General features: G+C 71.8%; 16 protein-coding genes. 11 read left to right on the top strand and 5 right to left on the bottom strand.

Going from position 1 to position 19,353, the window contains the following annotated elements:
* Nucleotides 1-8: 8 nt before the first annotated feature.
* Nucleotides 9-1,352, bottom strand: a complete 1,344-nt coding sequence (locus RM704_RS09935) for a ferredoxin reductase family protein (protein WP_192829881.1) — start codon at nucleotides 1,350-1,352, stop codon at nucleotides 9-11.
* Nucleotides 1,353-1,500: 148 nt separating this feature from the next.
* Here RM704_RS09935 and RM704_RS09930 point away from each other — a divergent pair, with 148 nt between their 5' ends.
* The 4 genes from RM704_RS09930 (at nucleotide 1,501) to RM704_RS09915 (ending at nucleotide 6,025) form a co-directional block, all read left to right on the top strand.
* Nucleotides 1,501-2,190, top strand: a complete 690-nt coding sequence (locus RM704_RS09930; RefSeq protein WP_078937572.1) for a response regulator transcription factor — start codon at nucleotides 1,501-1,503, stop codon at nucleotides 2,188-2,190.
* On the top strand, nucleotides 2,187-3,632 hold the full coding sequence (locus RM704_RS09925; RefSeq protein WP_033532447.1) for a sensor histidine kinase: 1,446 nt from the start codon (nucleotides 2,187-2,189) through the stop codon (nucleotides 3,630-3,632). Before RM704_RS09930 ends, RM704_RS09925 begins: the two co-directional genes overlap by 4 nt.
* 493 nt (nucleotides 3,633-4,125) lie before the next feature.
* Nucleotides 4,126-5,310, top strand: coding sequence for a sensor histidine kinase (locus RM704_RS09920; RefSeq protein ID WP_033528402.1), 1,185 nt, complete (start codon nucleotides 4,126-4,128; stop codon nucleotides 5,308-5,310).
* Nucleotides 5,311-5,380: 70 nt separating this feature from the next.
* Complete coding sequence (locus RM704_RS09915; protein ID WP_033528403.1) at nucleotides 5,381-6,025, top strand: response regulator transcription factor; 645 nt, start codon at nucleotides 5,381-5,383, stop codon at nucleotides 6,023-6,025.
* A 47-nt stretch (nucleotides 6,026-6,072) separates the two neighbouring features.
* Here the strand turns inward: RM704_RS09915 and RM704_RS09910 are convergent, their stop codons facing one another.
* The 3 genes from RM704_RS09910 to RM704_RS09900 form a co-directional block, all read right to left on the bottom strand.
* A complete protein-coding gene (locus RM704_RS09910; RefSeq protein WP_033528404.1) occupies nucleotides 6,073-7,542 on the bottom strand; it encodes a DUF1996 domain-containing protein in 1,470 nt (489 codons plus the stop codon).
* A 248-nt stretch (nucleotides 7,543-7,790) separates the two neighbouring features.
* Complete coding sequence (locus RM704_RS09905) at nucleotides 7,791-8,834, bottom strand: zinc-dependent alcohol dehydrogenase (protein ID WP_033528405.1); 1,044 nt, start codon at nucleotides 8,832-8,834, stop codon at nucleotides 7,791-7,793.
* Nucleotides 8,835-8,945: 111 nt separating this feature from the next.
* The gene (locus tag RM704_RS09900; RefSeq protein ID WP_033528406.1) at nucleotides 8,946-9,713 is read right to left on the bottom strand and encodes an SDR family NAD(P)-dependent oxidoreductase; all 768 of its coding nucleotides are present in this window, start codon (nucleotides 9,711-9,713) and stop codon (nucleotides 8,946-8,948) included.
* A 244-nt stretch (nucleotides 9,714-9,957) separates the two neighbouring features.
* Between RM704_RS09900 and RM704_RS09895 the strand changes: the two genes are divergently transcribed.
* The 7 genes from RM704_RS09895 (at nucleotide 9,958) to RM704_RS09865 (ending at nucleotide 18,416) form a co-directional block, all read left to right on the top strand.
* Complete coding sequence (locus RM704_RS09895; RefSeq protein ID WP_033528407.1) at nucleotides 9,958-10,677, top strand: response regulator transcription factor; 720 nt, start codon at nucleotides 9,958-9,960, stop codon at nucleotides 10,675-10,677.
* Nucleotides 10,678-11,089: 412 nt separating this feature from the next.
* Nucleotides 11,090-12,331 (top strand): cytochrome P450, encoded by a 1,242-nt coding sequence (locus RM704_RS09890; protein ID WP_033528408.1) that lies wholly within the window; start codon nucleotides 11,090-11,092, stop codon nucleotides 12,329-12,331.
* 230 nt (nucleotides 12,332-12,561) lie between these two features.
* Complete coding sequence (locus RM704_RS09885) at nucleotides 12,562-12,759, top strand: ferredoxin (RefSeq protein WP_033528409.1); 198 nt, start codon at nucleotides 12,562-12,564, stop codon at nucleotides 12,757-12,759.
* A complete protein-coding gene (locus RM704_RS09880; RefSeq protein ID WP_192829697.1) occupies nucleotides 12,756-13,985 on the top strand; it encodes an NAD(P)/FAD-dependent oxidoreductase in 1,230 nt (409 codons plus the stop codon). The genes RM704_RS09885 and RM704_RS09880 overlap by 4 nt, the downstream gene beginning before the upstream one ends.
* Entirely contained in the window at nucleotides 13,954-14,793 is an 840-nt protein-coding gene (locus RM704_RS09875; RefSeq protein WP_033528410.1) for an SDR family oxidoreductase, read from the top strand. The genes RM704_RS09880 and RM704_RS09875 overlap by 32 nt, the downstream gene beginning before the upstream one ends.
* Nucleotides 14,794-14,865: 72 nt before the next feature.
* The gene (locus RM704_RS09870) at nucleotides 14,866-16,698 is read left to right on the top strand and encodes a flavin-containing monooxygenase (protein ID WP_033528411.1); all 1,833 of its coding nucleotides are present in this window, start codon (nucleotides 14,866-14,868) and stop codon (nucleotides 16,696-16,698) included.
* Nucleotides 16,699-16,715: 17 nt separating this feature from the next.
* Nucleotides 16,716-18,416 (top strand): NHL repeat protein, encoded by a 1,701-nt coding sequence (locus tag RM704_RS09865; RefSeq protein ID WP_033528412.1) that lies wholly within the window; start codon nucleotides 16,716-16,718, stop codon nucleotides 18,414-18,416.
* Here RM704_RS09865 and RM704_RS09860 read toward each other — a convergent pair.
* Nucleotides 18,401-19,288 carry a LysR family transcriptional regulator gene (locus RM704_RS09860; RefSeq protein ID WP_052146136.1) on the bottom strand — a complete coding sequence of 296 codons (888 nt, stop codon included), beginning with the start codon at nucleotides 19,286-19,288 and terminating at the stop codon, nucleotides 18,401-18,403. The two genes, RM704_RS09865 and RM704_RS09860, sit on opposite strands and share 16 nt — an antisense overlap.
* Nucleotides 19,289-19,353 lie beyond the last annotated feature (65 nt).

Here is a 19,353-nt window from a genome sequence, read left to right as displayed (position 1 = left end):
CGTGTCCGTCATCCGGCCAGGCTGAAGCGTTCGAAGTGGATCTGCGGCTTGGGCACGTCCAGCTCGCGCAGGCTGCCGAGGACCGCGTTCATCATCGGCGGCGGCCCGCACAGGAACACGTCCCGGTCGGCGATGTCCGGCACCATGCGGAGCAGTTCGCGCGGAGCCAGCAGGTCGGGGCTGACGGGGCCGGAGACCAGGTGCAGCTCGGCGCCCTTGTCGAAGGCGAGCTGCCGCAGCTCGTCGTAGAGGACCGCGTCCTGCTTCGTGGCGACCCGGTAGATGACCACCGCGTGCCCCTCGATCTCCTCCAGCAGGGCCCGGATCGGGGTGACACCGACGCCACCGGCGACGAGCACGGACTCGGGCCGGGTGCGGTGCATCGCGGTGAAGGCGCCGTACGGGCCCTCGGCGAACACCCGGGTACCGACCTTGACGTGGCGCAGGGCGGCCGAACCCGCGCCGGCCGCTTTCGCGGTCAGCCGCAGCTGGGTGCCGTCGGGCGCGGCCGACAGCGAGAACGGGTTGGCCTGCCACCAGCGGTCCCGGGTCAGGAACCGCCACAGGAAGAACTGGCCGGCCCGCGCGGGCATCCGGTCCAGGTCACGGCCGCTCATGTAGATCGAGACGACGTTGTCGGCCTCGGGGACGACCGCGGTGACACGCAGCTGGTGGCGCCAGTTGCGCCACAGCGGGAGCACCAGCCGGCCCATGAACACGGAGGCCAGAGCCACGCCCCACAGCCCGTACCAGTACGCCGTCGCGGTCTTCGACGAGGCGAACGACGTCCCCGCCGCGACCTGGTGCGTGAACGCCAGCACCACGGCGACGTAGGTGTACAGGTGGATGAAGTGCCAGGTCTCGTAGGCCAGCCTGCGGCGGGCGAAGCGGGCCGAGACCACGCCGATCACGACGATGATGCCGAGCGCGACGATCGAGCGCAGCACACCCTCGACGGTCTCGGCGAGGTCCACCAGCTGACTGAGCGGGTCCAGGTCCGAGGACTGGGCGTAGCCGAAGGTGATGAACACTCCGTGCGCGACCAGCAGCCACAGCACGGAGAAACCGGTCCAGCGGTGCCACGAGGTCAGCCGGTCCATGCCGATGCGCCGGTCGAACCACGGCAGCCGGGCCACCAGCACCAGCTGGAACGCCATCAGCAGCGCGCCGTACAGACCGGTCAGGCGGCCCAGCACGATCAGGGCGTTCGAGGCGAAGCCCGCCTGCACGAAGAAGAAGGTCACCACGGCGACGTTCGCCGCCAGCACCGCGTAGAGACCGGTGCGGGCGACCACTTTGGGACGCGCTCCCGAGCGGCTGACCGCCGCGGGGGGTTGTTGGACGGTGGTCACGTGGAGTGCTCCTTGATCGAGTGGGGATACGAGCTTCTCCGGTGACCGCTGTCGTTTTGCTGTCGGACAACTTTCAAGTATTTATCGATCGGGCCGCGAGGCGGTGAGCGGCTATGGCGCACGGCGATCGGTGGCGCAGTATGAGCACGTGGAAAAAGTGCGACTGCTCGTGGTGGACGACGACCCGCCGATCGCGGACCTGGTGGCGACCGTCGCCCGCTATGAGGGCTGGGACGCCGTCACGGCCCACTCCGGTGAGGAGGCGCTGCGGCAGGCGGCCGAGTTCCGCCCCGACATCGTGGTCCTGGACCTGATGCTGCCCGGCGTGGACGGCTTCGGCGTGCTCGACCGGCTCCGCCGGTCCGGCACGATGGTGCCCGTGGTGTTCCTGACCGCCCGCGACGGCGTCGCCGACCGGGTCGCCGGCCTCACCCGGGGCGGCGACGACTACCTGGTCAAACCGTTCGCCGTGGAGGAGCTGATGGCCCGCCTGCGCACCGTGCTGCGCCGCAGTGCCGGGCCGGCCTTCCAGCGGTCCGTGCTCCAGGTCGCCGACCTGTCGATGGACGAGGACACCCGCGAGGTCCGCCGCGGCGACAAACTGCTCACCCTCACGCCCACCGAGTACGAGGTCCTGCGCTATCTCATGCGCAAGTCCCCGACCGTCCTCACCAAGGCGCAGATCCTCGACCACGTCTGGGAGTACGGCTTCGGCGGCCGCTCCAACGTCGTCGAGCTGGTCGTCAGCCGGCTGCGCCGCAAGCTCGACGACACCGGCGAACCGCTCATCCACACCGTCCGCGGCTTCGGCTACGTGCTGCGGCAGGCCACCGAGTGATCGCCCGCCTCAAGCAGGGCTATCGCGGCATGCGCCTCGGCACCAGGCTGGCCCTCGGCCTCGGAGCCGTGGCGCTCGTCGTGTTCGCCGTCGTCGGCAGCGCGCTGACCATGTACATGCGTGACTATCTCTCCGCGCAGCTCACCGAACAACTCAAGATCGCGCAGATCGCCCAGTCCAAGAGCATCGCGGACTACGGCACCCTCCAGGGGAAGAAGTACTACCGCTGGTACTACGCCGTGTACGACACCTCGGGCGGCACACCGGTGCTCCGCAAGCCCGAGGACCCCGGCGACCTGCCCAAGGACATCGACGACTTCACCCTCGTGGCCAAGGCGCTGACCGTCGAAGGCACGGAGGTCACCAGCACCGAGCACCTCAAGGGCCAGGGCCAGTACCGGCTGCGGGCCTGCGAGGTCGAGCCCGGCGTGGTCCTGGTCAGCGCCGCTCCCATGGACGACATCGAGGACACCGTGGGCCGGCTGATCAAGGTGCAGGTCGTCACCTTCGTCCTCGCCCTGATGGCGCTCGTCGTCTTCGGCCGGGCCATGCTGCGGCGCGGCCTGAAACCGCTGAGCGACATGGCGCACACCGCCCGCGGCATCACCTCGCACGACCTGACGGACTCGGCGCGGCTGCCGGTGCGCCACGACAACCGCGACGGCGGCCCCGAGGTCGAGGAACTGCGCACCGCCTTCAACACCATGCTGGAGCACATCGACGACGCGTTCGCCGTCCGCACCGAGGCGGAGCAGCGCCTGCGGCGCTTCGTCGCCGACGCCTCCCACGAACTGCGCACCCCGCTGATGTCGGTACGCGGCTACGCCGACCTCTTCCAGTACGCCGCCGCCCACAGCCCCGAGGAACGCGACAAGCACCTGGCCCGGCTGCGCGCCGAGGCGGCCCGGATGGGCGTCCTCCTGGACGACCTGCTGATGCTGGCCCGCCTGGACGCCGCCGACGTGGAGATTCCGCTGCGGCTGGAGGAGACCGACCTGGTGGAGCTGGCGCGACAGGCGACGGACGGCTTCCGGGCCGGTCACCCCGACCGTCCGCTGACCGTGGAGACCGGCTCCGCCCCGGTCCGGCTGCGTCTGGACCCCCTTCGCCTCCGCCAGGTCCTCGACAACCTCCTCACCAACGCCGCCGTGCACACCCCGCCCGGTACGAAGGTCTCCCTGGAGGTCGCCGAGGAGTCCGGCGCGGCCGAGGTACGGATCACCGACTCGGGGCCCGGTATCCCGGCCGACGATCAGGAGCGCGTCTTCGACCGCTTCTACCGGGTCGACAAGGCCCGCAGCCGCGACCGGGGCGGCAGCGGCCTGGGCCTCGCCGTGGCCCATTCCCTGGTCCGCGCCCACGGCGGCACCATCACCCTGACCAGCCGGCCGGGCACGACGACCTTCACGGTCCGGCTGCCGCTGTCCGGGGCCGCGACCTAGGGGTGCCGCCCACGAGGCGTGCGCTCTCGGCGGGCTGGCATGGGGGCGCGGAGGGTGGTGCGGTGCGGTGCGTGGGGGAGCGGGGGCGTGGGAAGCGGAGCGCGACGGAGCCCCTGCACCGGGCCCCTTGCACCGGGCCCGCCTCCCCCCCCGCCCGCGCTTGCCGTGCCCGCCATGCTCCTCCCCGTCGCCTCGCCCCTACCGGACGCCGCCTCGCCCCACGTCGCTCCGGCCCGTACCCGGTCGCCCCAGACCGCGCCCGTGTCTTTCCGCCTCACCGCGCGCCGGGCCCACGTGGTACCCCCGGCGCTGTGTGCGTCCCACGTCGCTCCGGCCCGTACCCGGTCGCCCCGGACCGCGTCCGTGTCTTTCCGCCTCACCGCGCGCCGGGCCCACGTCGCACCGCCGGCGCCGTGTCCGTCCCACGCCCACCCCTCACGTCCCTCAGCCCCCTCACCGCTCCCGCCTCGCCAGGTCGCCTAATGTGGCCCGCATGAGTGCAACGGTGCGGCAGGCCTGGCGGGCCACGCTCCAGTTGGTCGTCGCCGCCGCGATGGCGTTCGGCATGTACCTCTTCATCACGGTGTTGCTGATCACCGCCGTCGCCACCCTCGCCGTGGTGGGCGCCTGGATGCTGCCCGAGACCGTGATCCTTATCCGCCGCATCGCCGGCGCGAAACGCCACCAGGTGGCCGCCTGGACCGGCCGGGCCGTCCCCGAGGCCTACCAGCCCATCGAGGGCACCCTGCGCGAACGCCTGCGGATCGCCGTCCGTGACCCCGGCACCCGCACCGACGCCCGCTGGATGCTCGCGTACTACGTCTACGGCGCCCTCTTCCTCCTCGCCGTGCCGCTGTGGCCGCTGGGCCTGGTCGTCGACGGAACGCGGTGCGGACTGCTGCGCCGCGACGCCCTCGTCCTGCCGCTGATCAGCCGTCTCGCCGACCTCGACGCCCACTGGTCCGAAGCCCTCCTCAAGCCGTCTCCCGGAGCCCGGCTCGCCGAACGGGTGGAGGAACTGACGGTGACCCGCGCCGACGCGATCGCCGCCCACGGTGCCGAACTGCGTCGTATCGAACGCGACCTGCACGACGGCGCCCAGGCCCGCCTCGTCTCGCTCTCCCTGCGGATCGGGCTCGCCCGGCGCGCGTACGACAGCGACCCGGAGTCCGCACGCGGGCTGCTGCTCGACGCCCAGGAGCAGGCCGAGGCCGCGCTGACCGAACTCCGCCACGTCGTCCGCGGCATCCACCCACCTATCCTCACCGACCGGGGCCTGGCCGGCGCCGTACGGGCCCTGGCCGCCGCCGGCGGCATCGAAGTGGCCGTCGACGTGAGCGGGTTGGAGGACAGCGACGGTCCGCGCCCGCCCGCCGCGGTGGAGGCCGCCGCGTACTTCGTCGTCGCCGAAGCCCTCACCAACGCCGCCAAGCACAGCGGCTGCGACCACGCCGAGGTCCACCTCACCCGCACGGCCCGGGGCGTGGCCGTCCGGGTGCGGGACGACGGTCGGGGCGGCGCGGAGGCGTCCGGCCCGGCCGCCACGCCGTCCACGACCGGCGGATCCGGGCTCCTCGGGATGCGGCGACGGATCGCCGCACTCGACGGGCACATGACGGTGACCAGCCCGGTCGGCGGGCCCACCGTGATCGAGGTGGAGCTGCCCTGCGTATGGTGAGCGAAAGGGAATCAACGACCGAACCGGGGACCTCGCGCACACGGCGGTCGACGACTGAGGCGGTACGGCCGTGCGTGTGGTGATCGCCGAGGACAACGCCCTGCTCAGAGAGGGTCTGGTCCTGCTGCTGACGTCGGCCGGACACGAGGTCGTCGCGGTCGCGGGCAGTGGTCCCGAGGTCCTCCCCGCCCTGCTGGAGCACCGCCCGGACGTCGCCGTCCTGGACGTCCGGATGCCGCCCGGGTTCCGCGACGAGGGCCTGCGCGCGGCGCTGGAGGGCCGTCGGCGCCTCCCCGGCCTGCCGGTGCTGGTCCTCTCGCAGTACGTGGAGGAGTCGTACGCCGCCGAACTGCTGGGCGGGGGAGCGGGCGGGGTCGGCTATCTGCTCAAGGACCGGGTCGGCCGGGTGGACGAGTTCCTGGACGCCCTCGACCGGGTCGCGGCCGGCGGTACCGCGCTCGACCCGGAGGTGGTGACCGAACTGCTCACCCGCCGCAAGGACTCACCGCTCGACTCGCTCACCCCGCGCGAACGCGAGGTGCTGGCCCTGATGGCCGAGGGCCACGACAACGCCGGCATCGCCCGGACCCTGGTCGTCACCGAACGAGCCGTCAGCAAGCACATCGGCAACGTCTTCCTGAAACTCGGCCTGCCGACCGGCGACAGCGGACACCGCAGGGTGCTCGCCGTGCTGGCGTATCTGAACAACACGTAGAAGTGGGGGGTGCCGTCAGGACGACACCCCCCACCCGCTGCCCGGACTCAGCTGCACTTACGCCCGGTGTTGATGCACTGGACCGCCTTGTTCATCAGCTTCTGGTCGAAGACGTTGATGAAGTCGCCGTGGTCGGTGACCGGCTTGTGCTGCTGCTCGGGGAAGCTGTCCAGCGAGTAGAACGGACGGGTCTTGCCGTTGTCCTTCACGCTGGGCGCGTCCACGTCGTACACCAGCCGCTGCACCAGCTGCGGGATGGCCTTGAACCCGGCCGCGCAGTTGCCGTTCGCGTCGGCGAAGGCCACGTGCGTACGGTGGTTGGCGCTGTCGATGTTCTTGCCGTCCCAGCAGCTCTGGAACTTGAAGGTGCGCACCACGTCGCTGCCCGCGGGGCAGAGCGGGTACTTGTCCTTCAACTGCACCTTGTTCTCGAAGCCGGTGCAGCTCCAGGAGGCGTTGGCGTTGCCGGGGCCGTTGACGAACGCCTTGGCGTCACCGGTGATGATGCGCAGCAGCCTGGGCATCGCCACCACCTTGCCGCGGGGGCTGCCCACGAAGTTCAGGGTGGCCTGCTTCGCCGTCAGGATCCGGCCCGTGTTGCCCTCGGCGCCGCCGCCCTGCTGGGCGGCGTCGAACTCCTTGGTGCCGTCCTGGAGCCGCAGCACCGGCCAGAAGTACGACGACCTGTCACCCTTGTTCCGGCAGCTGGTCCCCGCCTTGGCGAGGTCCTGGTCGCTGGAGAAGGCGTCGTTGTCCTGGTTGCCGACGTAGTCGTGCATGTGGTGGGCGCCGTTGGTGACACCGGGCGCGACGATGACGTTGTCGCTGTTGTACAGCTTGTTGGCGTTGACGCCGCACTTGGTGACGAAGGTGCCCTTCGACGCCTGCGCCGACCTGGCCGGTGTGCGCACGTTGGGCCGCACCTTGGTGATGTCCACGAAGTCGGCGGCGACGGGACCGTTGCCGGCCACTCCGGCATTGGTGTTGTTGCCGCCCTGGTTGCCGCCACCCTGGTTGTTGCCGGCGCTCGGAGCAGGGGCGGGCTGGTTGCCGGTGGGGCGCAGCGTGCAGGCCGCGAGCGCGTCGAGACCCTGCGGCTTGGCCGCCACCCGGCCGATGGCGGTGGCGATCCGGTCGATCGTCGCCTTCCGCTTGTCCTTCAGCGGACCCACGATCGCGTTCTGCGCGAAGCCCGGGTCCTGCTGAATCGCCCGCTGCGAGGTGGAGAGGCGCTGGTACGCCTCGGAGATCTGCTTGTCGAGCAGGGCCAGCTCCCTGTCGACCTGAGCCTTGGCCTGGGCCGGCACCGACGTCAGCTTCTGGCCCACGTCGGGGCAGTCGATGGTGGACGTTCCGGCCGCGAGCACCTGGTTCTGGGCGGAGCCCTTCGAGCCGCTCTCGCCGGCCGAGGCGTAGATGTTGACCGCCACCAGTCCGCCGGCACCGATGGCCACCGCGGCTGCCGCGCCCACCGCTCGGCGGGCTGTGTTCGATCTCTTTCGCGTGTTGCGTCTCATCAGGCCTCTCAAGGACAACTCCGGCACCGGAGGGACATCCGGCACGGGTCAAGCGCGTACTCGTCTACGTAGCGGGCACCCAGAATGCTCAGTGAATCCTCAGATTCGTAGCATCCTCCATGCGCGTACCGCGCAAGTGGCCTCATTCCGGACCGAGTTGGCCGTCCGCAGGACCCGGACACAGGGACGGGGGCCTGCCACCCGGCGACAACCGGCGGCAGGCCCCCGTCACTTGGGACCCTCGGGCTCTACTCGTCGAACGTCACGATCACCTTCTCCGCCGCCCCCGGCGTCAGCGCCAGCTCGAAGGCCCGGTCGACGTCGGCGGCGGGCACCCGGTGGCTGATCAGCTTGGCGAAGCGCTCGTGGTGCTCGACGATCTCGGGGGTGACCTCGAAGATCTCGGTGGGGTAGCCCTGGGAGGCGATCAGGGTCAGCTCGCTGCGGAGCATGCCGCCGAGGTCGATCTCCGACCCCTTCTTCTGCACGGCGACCATGACCAGCTTCGCGCCCCACTTGGCGGAGCCCACCACGGTGTTGAACACGGCCGGCGCCCCCGCCGCGTCGATGTAGATGTCGGTGCCGGGCCGGGGCTGCCCGAGCGCGTTGGCGGCCTGCCCGTGCAACTCGGTCAGCCGCGCGGCGACATCCTCCCGCGCCGAGTCGACGACGGCGTCCGCGCCCACGGCCAGTGCCTTCTCCAGCCGGGAGGGGATGACGTCGGCCACGACCACGTGCTTCACCCCGCGCAGTTTCAGCCAGATCGCCGCGCCGAGGCCGATGGGCCCGGCCCCGAAGACCACGACCCTGTCGTCGGGTCCGGCCTCCGAGCGGTTGACGCAGTGCCGGGCCACGGCCATGGGCTCGTTGAGGGAGGCCACGTCGAAGGGCACGAAGTCCGGGAACACCGCCACACCCTTGCCGACCTCGGCGTTCTCGATCAGCAGGTACTCGCTCATCCCGCCGTACGCGCCACCGCAGCCGATGATGCCGGTGGGGGCGTCCTGCGGGTTGACCACCACCCGGTCCCCGACCGCGAGACCGATGACCTCGGCACCGACCTCGACGATCTCACCGGCCGGTTCGTGTCCGAGCGCCACCGGGATCATCTCGCCGCCCAGGTGGGCGCGGGACGGCACGCCTCCCATGTGGAGGAAGGTGACGTCGGTGCCGCAGATGCCGCAGGCACGGACGCGTACGAGCACGTCCGCGGGGCCGGGTACGGGACGCTCGACGTCGACGACCTCGACCTTGCCGACACCGGCGGTCCGTACGCACTTCATCGTCGCCATGGGGTGACTCGCTTTCTGCGGGGAGCGGGAACACGCCGCTCGAGTGGGCGTGCGCGGGGGAGGCGACGCGGGTCGGGGCCGGGGTGGGTCCAGGGCCCGGGACGCGGTCGGTCAGACGGCGGCCCAGGCGTCGTCGACCGGCAGCACCGCGCCGTTGACGAAGGCGGCCGCGTCGGAGGCGAGGAAGACGATCGCGTCGGCCTGTTCCTCGGCTGTGCCGAGCCGGCCGATGGTGGCGCCGATGAGGCCGCCGATGACCGCCGGACCGTGCGCCTGCTGGTCGGCGTCGACCTGGATGTTGGTCATCGTGGGGCCGGGCGCTATCGCGTTGGCCCGGATCCCCTGCTTGCGGTACATCACCGACAGGCTCTTCACCAGGCCGACGACACCGTGCTTCGACGCGGTGTAGGCGGCCCCGGCCGCGCTGCCGCGCAGCCCCGCCTCGGACGCGGTGAAGACGATCGCGCCGCGCTCCGCCTTCAGCATGTGCGGCAGCGCGGCCCGGGTGAGCAGGAACGGCGCGGTCAGATTGACCCGGATGACCCGCTCCCACTCGCTGTCGTCGACATCGGCGAGGGCGGACATCCGGTCCATGATCCCGGCGTTGTTCACCAGCACGTCCAGCCCGCCGAAGGTCTCCACGGCACGCGCCACGACCTCGTCCACGACCGCCTGGTCACTGAGATCGCCGACGACCGCGACCGCGGTGCCGCCGGCCGCCGCGATCGCCTCCACGGTCTCCTCGGCGGCCTTCCCGGAGATGTCGGCCACCAGCACCTTCGCACCCGCCGCGGCGAACTTCAGGGCCGCGGCCCGGCCGATGCCGGACCCGGCTCCCGTGACGACGACGCTGCGGCCGTCGAGACCGTCGATGCTCATGGAATGTCCCTCTTCCCTGGGGTGGGCGGGTCGCCGGACGGATCACCCGGCTGCTCGTCGTCTTGCTTGATTGAGGCAAGCACAGGTGACTTACTTGAGTCAAGCAACGAGAGTAGTAGGGTGCTGTCCACGGTCCACGTCCAGGCCGCCGACGCGGCCCCGGTCCGCAGGGACCGCGCCGCCGTGCGCAGCCACCCGAGCCCACCCGCCCCGCAAGGAAGAGCCGACACGAATGGCCTTAACCATGTACGGCAGTGCCAGTGAGAAACCGTCGCTCCCCAGGGGTGCGGGCCAGCACGTCCTGATCGTCGTCGACGCCCCGGACGTCGCGGAACTGCTCTCCACCACCATGGAGTTGGCGGGATACCGGATCCACACGGCGGAGTCGGGCACGGAGGCCGTCGCCCGGCTCACCGAGCAGCGGTTCGACCTGGTCGTGCTCGACCTCGCGCTGCCGGACCTGGAGGGTCTCGGCCGGGAGCGCCGCCCGCTGACCCACCGCCCACCCGTCCTGTTCCTGACCCGGTACGACTCCCTCGGCGAACTCCTCCCGGAAGTCGGCCTCGGGGAACAGGACTACGTCACCAAACCCTTCCGCATCGCCGAGGTCCTGGCCCGCGCCCAGGTCCTGCTCCGCGGCCGAAAGCCCGTCCGCCGGGACGGCGAACTGTCCTACCGCGACCTGGTCCTGGACGACCCCGCCTGCCAGGCGCTGCGCGCGGGCCGGGCGTTGAACCTCACCCCGGCGGAGTACCGCCTCCTGCGCTACCTCCTCGTCAACGCGCACAAGGTGCTGTCGAAGGAGCAGATCGGCCGCTACGTCTGGGGCGACTTCCACGGCGACAACGCCATCGAGCAACTCGTCTCCCGCCTGCGCCGCAAGGTGGACCGTGAGGCCCCGCCACTCATCCACACCCGCCGCGGCTTCGGCTACTGGCTCGGCGTCTCCTCGGAGGACCGCTGAGCGGACCACCGCGCCCGTAGCCCCGCGTCCACAGTCCCGCGCACACGCAGAGAAGCAAACCGTCGCGGCCACGCGGCAGCGGCTGACACCCGCCGCGCCCCCGAAAGGGCGGCACCGGACCCCTCCGGTGCCGCCCTTTCCCGTCTCCGCGGTGGCCCCACCCCGGACGCGCCAGCGATCGTCAACTGGCCGCAAGAGAGATCCCGTTGGTCGGCCAAAAACCCACCCCGGCCCACGCCGGCGACGCGACCCCCGCCACCACCCTCAGCCCAGAAGTGATCCAGGTCACGTCAGCCTCTTGTCAGGCAACTGGCCGGGAGCCGTCAGACCGTTCTGTTTGCATGTGTTCATCGAGGCCTCGAAGCATCCCCCCGGCGCTCCCCACCGGAGCCCCCACCACCGAGGAGAGACCATGGCCGACACCCTGACCGACGCCGCCCCCGACACCGGCGGACAGGCTCCCGAGTACCCCATGCCGAGGGCGACGGGCTGCCCGCTCGCCCCGCCCCCGGCCGCCGCCGAACTCCGGGGCGACCAGCCGATCACCCAGGTGCGGATCTGGAACGGCACCACCCCCTGGCTGATCACCCGTCACGCCGACCAGCGCACCCTGCTCACCGACCCGCGCGTCAGCAACGACGACCACGAGCCCGCCTTCCCCCACGTCAACGCCCACCGCGCGGCCATCGCCCCGCACACCCCGAAACTGATCACCAACACCGACGCCCCCGAGCACACCCGGCTGCGCCGCTCGGTCAACGCGCCGTTCCTGGTGAAGCGGATCGAGTCCATGCGCCCGGCGGTGCAGAAGATCGTCGACGACCTGATCGACGGCATGCTGGCCGGCCCCAACCCGGCCGACTTGCTCACCGCGCTGGCCCTGCCGGTGCCCTCGCTCGTCATCGCCGAACTGCTCGGCGTGCCCTACGAGGACCACCACTTCTTCCAGGAGAACAGCAACCGCGTCCTCGACAGCTCCCTCACCGCGGAGGAGGCGCAGGGGTCCAGCCGCGCCCTCGCCGGCTATCTGGACACCCTGTTCCGCACGAAGCTCGAACAGCCGGGTGACGACGTGCTGTCGGAGATGGGCACCAAGGTCAAGGCCGGGGAGATGACCCACGAGGAGGCCGTCAGCATGGGCGTCGCCATGTTGATCGCCGGGCACGAGACCACCGCCACGATGATCAGCCTCGGCACGCTCGCGCTGTTCGAGCACCCCGACCAACTGGCCGTGCTGCGCGACACCGATGACCCGAAGGTCGTCGCGGGCGCCGTGGACGAACTGCTGCGCTACCTCTCCATCGTGCACTCGGGCCTGCGCCGGGTCGCCAAGGACGACATCGAGATCGGCGGCCAGGTCATCCGCAAGGGCGACGGCCTCATCTTCGACCTCCAGACGGCCAACTGGGACGGGACCGCCTTCCCGGAGGCCGAGCGGCTGGACCTGAGCCGCCCCGCCCGTCAGCACAACGCGTTCGGCTACGGCCCCCACCAGTGCCTCGGCCAGAACCTCGCGCGCCTCGAACTCCAGGTCGTCTACGGCACGCTCTACCGTCGCGTCCCCACCCTCCGCCCGGCCGCCCCCCTCGACCAGCTGGCCTTCAACCACACCGGCACCACCTACGGCGTGAAGTGCCTGCCGGTCGCCTGGTGACCGTTCTGAGGACTGAGCAGGAGTGAGCCTGGCCCTGACTCAGCCGCACGCGCCCGAACGGTCTTGAGCGCGCCCCCACTGCCTCAAGGGCGGGGGAGGTGCACCCAGGTCCCCGGCGTACGCGACCCCGAGGTTGAACGCGCCCTGGGCAAGCAGTTGCCAACCCCCGACGCCCCACCTCCGACCCTCCCCCCCACAAGTGCCAAGGCACGAGAACCGAGGAGCAACCCATGCGTGTGGAACTCGACGAACCCAAGTGCGTGGCCTCCGGCCAGTGTGTGATGGCCTCCCCCGAGGTGTTCGACCAGCGCGACGACGACGGCGTCGCGATCCTGCTGGTGGAGCACCCCGCCGACGACCTCATGGACGGTGTGCGGGAGGCCATCGCGATCTGCCCGGCCGCCGCGATCCGACTGGTGGAGCGGTGAGGCGGATCCTGGTCGTGGGTGCCTCGGCCGCCGGACTGGCGGCGGCCGAGACACTGCGCCGCGAGGGCTACGACGGCACGCTCACCCTCGTCGGCGACGAACCCCACGCCCCGTACGACCGGCCCCCGCTGTCCAAGCAGCTCCTCTCGGCGGAGTGGGACACCGACCGGCTCACCCTGCGCACCCCGGACCACCTCGACGGCCTCGACCTGGACCTCCGTCTGGGGACCGCCGCGACCGGCCTCGACCTGACAGAACGCCGGGTACGGCTCGCCGACGGTGACGCCGTGCCGTACGACGGACTCATCCTCGCCACCGGTGTGCGGCCGCGCCGGCTGCCCGGTGAGGGCGCGCACGTGCTGCGCACCCTGGACGACGCGCTGACGCTGCGGGACCGGCTGACGCCGGGGACCCGGCTGGTGGTGGTCGGCGCCGGGTTCCTCGGCGCGGAGGCGGCCGCGGTCGCCTGGCGGCTCGGTGCCGAGGTCACCCTGCTCGAACCGGCGCCGGTGCCGCTGGCGCACGCCGTCGGCGGGCAGGTCGGCGCGGTGCTGTCCCGGGCCCACCTCGACCACGGGGTGAACCTGCGCACCGGCGTCACCGTCACCGAGGCGACCGGGGGCGGGGTGCGGCTCGCGGACGGCGAGGTGATCGAGGCCGACGAGGTGCTGGTCGCCATCGGCTCGCTGCCCAACACCGAGTGGCTGGCGGACAGCGGCCTGGGTGTCGGCGACGGCGTGCTGTGCGACGAGTACTGCGAGGCCGCGCGGAACGTGTACGCGGCCGGTGACGTGGCCCGTTGGTACAACCCGTTGTTCGGCACCTCGATGCGCGTGGAGCACCGGACGAACGCCGCCGAGCAGGGCATGGCGGTCGCCCGCAATCTGCTCGCCGCCGATCCGGACGCCCGCAAGGCGTTCGCCCCGGTGCCGTACTTCTGGTCCGACCAGTACGACATGAAGGTGCAGGCCTACGGCTGGCTGCGCGGCCACGACGAGGTGGCGGTCGTCGACGGGGATCCGGCCGAACGTCGCTTCGTCGCCGTCTACCGCACCGACGACCGCGTCACCGGCGCGCTCGCGGTCGGCATGCCGCCCAAGGCGATCAGGCGGTGGCGGCAGGCCATCGCGTCCGGCGCCGGATGGCGCGAGTCGCTCACGCCGACGAGGTCGGCGGCATCGGAGGAGGTCGACCATGGTGGAACAGCAGTCCGGCCCGTCGCGTGACGTGGTCGTCGTCACCGGCGCAGGTGGCATGGGCGTGGCGATAGCGCGCCGGATCGGCAGCGGGCGCACGGTCTTGCTCGCCGACGCCTCGCGCGGTCAACTCGACCGTGTGGCCGGCATGTTGAGTGATGAGGGATACGCGGTGCGGGGCGTCCCGACCGACGTGTCCGATCGCGGGTCCGTCGACGAGCTCGCGGCGGAGGCCGCCGGTGAGGGCCGGGTGGCCGCCGTCGTGCACACCGCCGGAGTCTCCGCCGTCCAGGGGGCCGCCGAGACGGTCCTGAAGGTCAACCTGCTCGGCACCGTCCATGTCATCGACGCCTTCGAGGGCGTGGCGGGGCCGGGGACGGCCATGGTCTGCGTCTCCAGCATGGCCGGCCATGTCGCCGACCTCGGCCGCGAGGACGAGGCCGCCCTCGCGACGGCCCCGGCGGGTGAACTCCTCGGTATCGGTGGCGTGAAAGCCGTCGGGGACAGCGCGACGCGGGCGTACATCGTGTCCAAGCGGGCCAACCAGCTGCGCGTCGAGGCCGCCGCGCTCGCCTGGAGCCGGCGCGGCGCCCGGATCAACAGCGTCAGCCCGGGGGTCGTCGCCACCGCCATGGCGAAGGCGGAGGCCGAGGGCCCGAGCGGCGCGCGCATGCTGCACATGCTGGAGGCGAGCGGCGCGGGCCGCACCGGCACCCCGGCGGAGACAGCCGATGCCGTGGCATTCCTCATCGGCCCCGAAGCGCGTTACATCACCGGAACGGACCTGCTCGTCGACGGCGGCCAGGCCGCCTGGCTGCGGCACCACCGACCGGACTGACGCCCCGGCCGTCCGGGCTCCACGGCACCCCCCCACAACAGCAGAGGTCCAAGGACCGAAGAGAGGACACCGATGTCCACCCCCCACACGCCGTCCCGCCCCCCGTCCCTCGACCCGGAGGAGCTGGGTTTCGACCCGGAGGCCCTCCGCGCCCGCTACCGCGCGGAGCGCGAACGCCGGATCCGCCCGGACGGCGGCAGGCAGTACCAGTCGATCGCCGGCGAGTTCGAGTACTACGACGACGACCCCTACGCCGACGGGGAGTTCACCCGCGAGCCGCTGACCGACCGGGTCGAGGCGGTCGTCGTCGGCGGCGGCTTCGGCGGGCTGCTCGCCGGGGCCCGGCTGCGCCAGGCGGGCGTCGAGTCGATCCGGGTGATCGAGAAGGGCGGCGACTTCGGCGGCACCTGGTACTGGAACCGCTACCCCGGCATCCACTGCGACATCGAGTCGTACATCTATCTGCCCCTGCTCGAAGAACTGGGCTACGTCCCGAAGTGGAAGTACGCGCCGGGCGAGGAGATCCGGCAGCACACCCGGGCGATCGGCCGTCACTTCGACCTCTACCGGGACGCCGCCTTCCGGACGGTCGCCACCGAACTGCGCTGGGACGAGACCGAGTTGGAGTGGATCGTCGCCACCGACCGGGGCGACCGCATGCGCGCCCGGTACGTGGTCGTCTCCAGCGGCACGCTCAGCCAGCCCAAACTCCCGGGCATCCCCGGCATCGAGACCTTCAAGGGCCACACCTTCCACACCAGTCGCTGGGACTACGACTACACCGGGGGCGACGCGGGCGGCGGTCTCACCGGGCTCGCCGACAAGCGCGTGGCCGTGATCGGCACCGGCGCCACCGCCATCCAGGTCGTCCCCCACCTGGGGGCCGACGCGGCCCACGTCTACGTCTTCCAGCGCACCCCCTCGACGGTCGACGTGCGCGGCAACGGGCCCACCGACCCGGAGTGGGCCAAGACCCTCACCCCCGGCTGGCAGGCCGAGCGGATGGACAACTTCCTGAAGACCGTCACCGGGGTCCGGGCCGGCGAGGACCTGGTGAACGACGCCTGGACCAGCAGTGCCCGCCTCCAGGAGAAGCTGATCCCGACGGACGCGTACGCGGACGTCCCGGAGAACGAGCGTGAACGGGCCTACGAGATCGCCGACTTCCAGAAGATGAACGAGCTGCGCGACCGTGTGGCGGCGATCGTCGAGGACCCGGAGACCGCCGAGAAGCTGAAGCCCTGGTACCGCTACATGTGCAAGCGGCCCACCTTCAGCGACCACTACCTCCAGACCTTCAACCGGCCCAACGTCACCCTCGTCGACACGGCCGACACCCATGGCGTCGAGCGGATCACCGAGAAGGCCGTGGTGGTCGGCGGGGTCGAGTACGAGGTGGACTGCGTCATCTTCGCCACCGGCTTCGAGGTCGGTGTCTCGGGGCTGCTCTCCGGCCGCCTCCCGGCCTACGGCCGGGACGGCGTCGGCCTGCTGGAGACCTGGATGACGGCCGGCCCGAAGACCCTCCACGGCTTCTACAGCCACGGCTTCCCCAACCTCTTCCAGCTCGGCCCCCTGCAGAACGCCAGCGCCGTCAACTACGTCCACATCCTCGACCAGCAGTCGATCCACGTCGGCGAGGTCGTCGCCGAGGCCCGCAGGCGCCGTGCCCGGTACGTCGAGCCGAGCGCCGAGGCCCAGGACGCCTGGGTCGCCACCATCCGCGAGAAGGCCGCCGACCTGTACAGGTTCCAGGCGGAGTGCACCCCCGGCTACTACAACAACGAGGGCCGGCCCAGGCAGCGCAGCGAGTCCTACGGCGACGGACCGGTCGCCTTCCACGACCTGCTCCGGCGATGGCGTGCGGACGGCGGCATCGACGACGTCCTCGTCGGCGCCGAGTGAGCCGGGCGGGAGGAGACATGACGACCCTGGAAGAGGCCATGGCCGGGCGGCCCAACCGGTACGACGAGAGCGGCGATCTCCGTACCACCAGCGCTCGTTGGGAGACGCGGCGGCTCAACCCGCCCAACCCGCTGTGGGGTTCCAACGGCGTCGCCTTCGGCCCCGACGGGCGGCTGTACGTCGCGCAGTTCCTCGCGGGCCAGATCAGCGCCGTCGACCCGGCGACCGGGGACGTCGACGTCGTCGTCCCGATGGACGGTCCCGTGCAGTCGCCGGACGATCTCGCCTTCGGCGCCGACGGCTCGATGTACATAGCCGACCTGGTGCCGGGCCGGGTGTGGCGCCGGAGCCCGGCGGGGCAGTACCGCCTCGTCTCCGACGACGTCACCAACCCCAACGGCATCACCTGTGTCGGCGACCGGCTCTTCGTCAACGAGATGAAGCCCCATGGCCGGCTGCTGGAGCTGTTCCCGGACGGCGGCGACCCGGTCGTGCTCACCGAGGGCCTGGCCCTCGGCAACGCGATGCAGCTCGGCCCGGACGGGCACCTGTACTACCCGCACATGATCACCGGTCAGGTCTGGCGGATCCCGCCGGACGGCGGGACGCCCGAGGTGGTCGCCGAGGACGTCCACGAGCCGGTCGCGGTCCGTTTCGACCGGGGCGGTGTCCTGCACGTCCTCTCCCGGGGTGTCGAGGGCATCGTCACCCGCGTCGACCTGCACGGCGGCGGTACGCGCACGCTCGTCGCCAGCGGGCTGAAGGGCCTCGACAACGCGGCGTTCGACGCCGAGAACCGCATGTTCGTCTCCAGCTACGCCAGCGGCGGCGTCACGGAGATGCACCCCGACGGCCGCACCCGCGAGATCGTGCGCCGCGGTCTCGACGGCCCCTACGGCGTGACCGTCGACCTCGGCGGCACGGTCTACGCCGCCGACCACTACCGGCTGGCGAGCCCGGCGGCGACCGACGAGGGCGAGCCGCTCGGCGCGGGCCCGACGACCGGGCCCGGCGGAGTGACGACCCACCGTCTGCTGCACTTCGTCCACGGCGTCACCGCCGACGGCGGACTGCTGCACCACACCTCGCAGTTCGGCGACGTGCAGACCTACGACCCCGCGAGCGGGGAGCTCCGGCCGCGGGCACGGGGGCTGAAGCGGCCCATCGGCATCGCCGTCGGACCGGACGGTGCGCTCGTGGTCGCCGAGACGGGCGCGGGCCGGGTCGTGGCCGTCGGTGACGGCGAGGGCGAGGGCGAGGACACCGTGACCGTGCTCGCCGAGGGCCTGGACCGGCCCACGGACGTGGCCTTCGACGCGGAGGGCCACCTCTATGTGAGCGAGGAGCGGCTCGGCACCGTCCTGCGGATCGAGGCGCACGGCAGCACCAGTGTCGTCCTGGACGGGCTGGGCGCACCCCAGGGGCTGGTGGTCCTCGGCGACGACCTCTTCGTGGTGGAGACCGGGCCCCGCAGGCTGAGCGCGGTCTCCCTCACCACCGGGGCGCGGCGGATCGACGTGGAGGATCTGCCGGTGGGTCCGCCCCCGGGCGTCGTCCCGCGGACAGAACCGGCGCTGTTCGCGGACGTCATGCCCGGGACGGCACGGCGTTTCGCGGGCCTCGCGGCCGCCCCGGACGGGGCCCTCCTGCTGTCCGCCAACGGTGAGGGCACCGTGCTGCGGCTGACCCCGAGGGCGGGGGCTCAGCCGGTGCGGTAGAGCGCGGTGAGCAGTTCGATGGCGGCCGGGGTGGCGGGATGCGGGTCGTCGCGCCACCAGGCCAGCCGGACGGCGATCGGCTCGGCGTCGCGCACCGGCCGGTAGACGACGCCGGGCCGCCGGTACTGGTTGGCGGTGGACTCCGCGGTCACCCCGACGGCGCGGCCCGTCGCGATCGTGGTCAGCCATTCGTCGACGTCGTGCGTGCGCTCCGTCGCGGGACGGGAACCGGGCGGCCACAGGTCGGTGGTGGTCGTTCCGGTGCGGCGGTCGACCAGCAGGGTGTACCCGCTCAGATCGGCGAGCCGTACCGAGCGGCGGCGGGCCAGCGGATCGTCGCTCGCCATCGCGCACAGCCGCCGCTCCAGCCCCACGATCGCCGAGTCGAACCGGCGGTCGTCGACCGCCCGCCGGACCACCGCGAGGTCGCACGAGCCCTCCGCCAGCCCGGCCGTGGGGGAGTTGGCCCGGACGAACTGCAGGTCCGTCCCGGGGTGCGCGGCACCCCAGCGACGCTGGAACGTCAGGGTGTGCCGGCCGAGCGCCGACCAGGCGTACCCGATCCGCAGCCGCACCTGGCCCGAGGTCGCCTCCCGGACCAGGTCGTCGACCTCGCCGAGCACCCGCCGCGCGTGCGAGACCACCCGCAGTCCGGTAGGGGTGGGCGTCACCTCGCGTGAGGTCCGCCGCAACAGCCGTACGCCGAGGGCCCGTTCGAGTGAGGCCAGGGTGCGGGAGACCGCCGCCTGGGAGACGTCGAGCGCGAGGGCCGCGTCGGTGAAGGTGCCCTCGTCGACGATCGCCACGAGACAGCGCAGCTGCCGCAGCTCCACCTTCCCGACGAACGGTGCCGTCTCATCGTCCCCATGCATGACTCCAGCGTATAGATCGCGGAGCGGATGCATTTTGCGCAAGTCATGGCCGGGCGCACGATCTG

It is taken from the genome of Streptomyces gottesmaniae (genome assembly GCF_031845845.1).
GTDB classification, from domain to species: Bacteria; Actinomycetota; Actinomycetes; order Streptomycetales; family Streptomycetaceae; genus Streptomyces; species Streptomyces akebiae.
The sequence above is the reverse complement of the archived record's forward strand: the minus strand, read 5'-3'. Positions and strand labels throughout refer to the sequence as shown.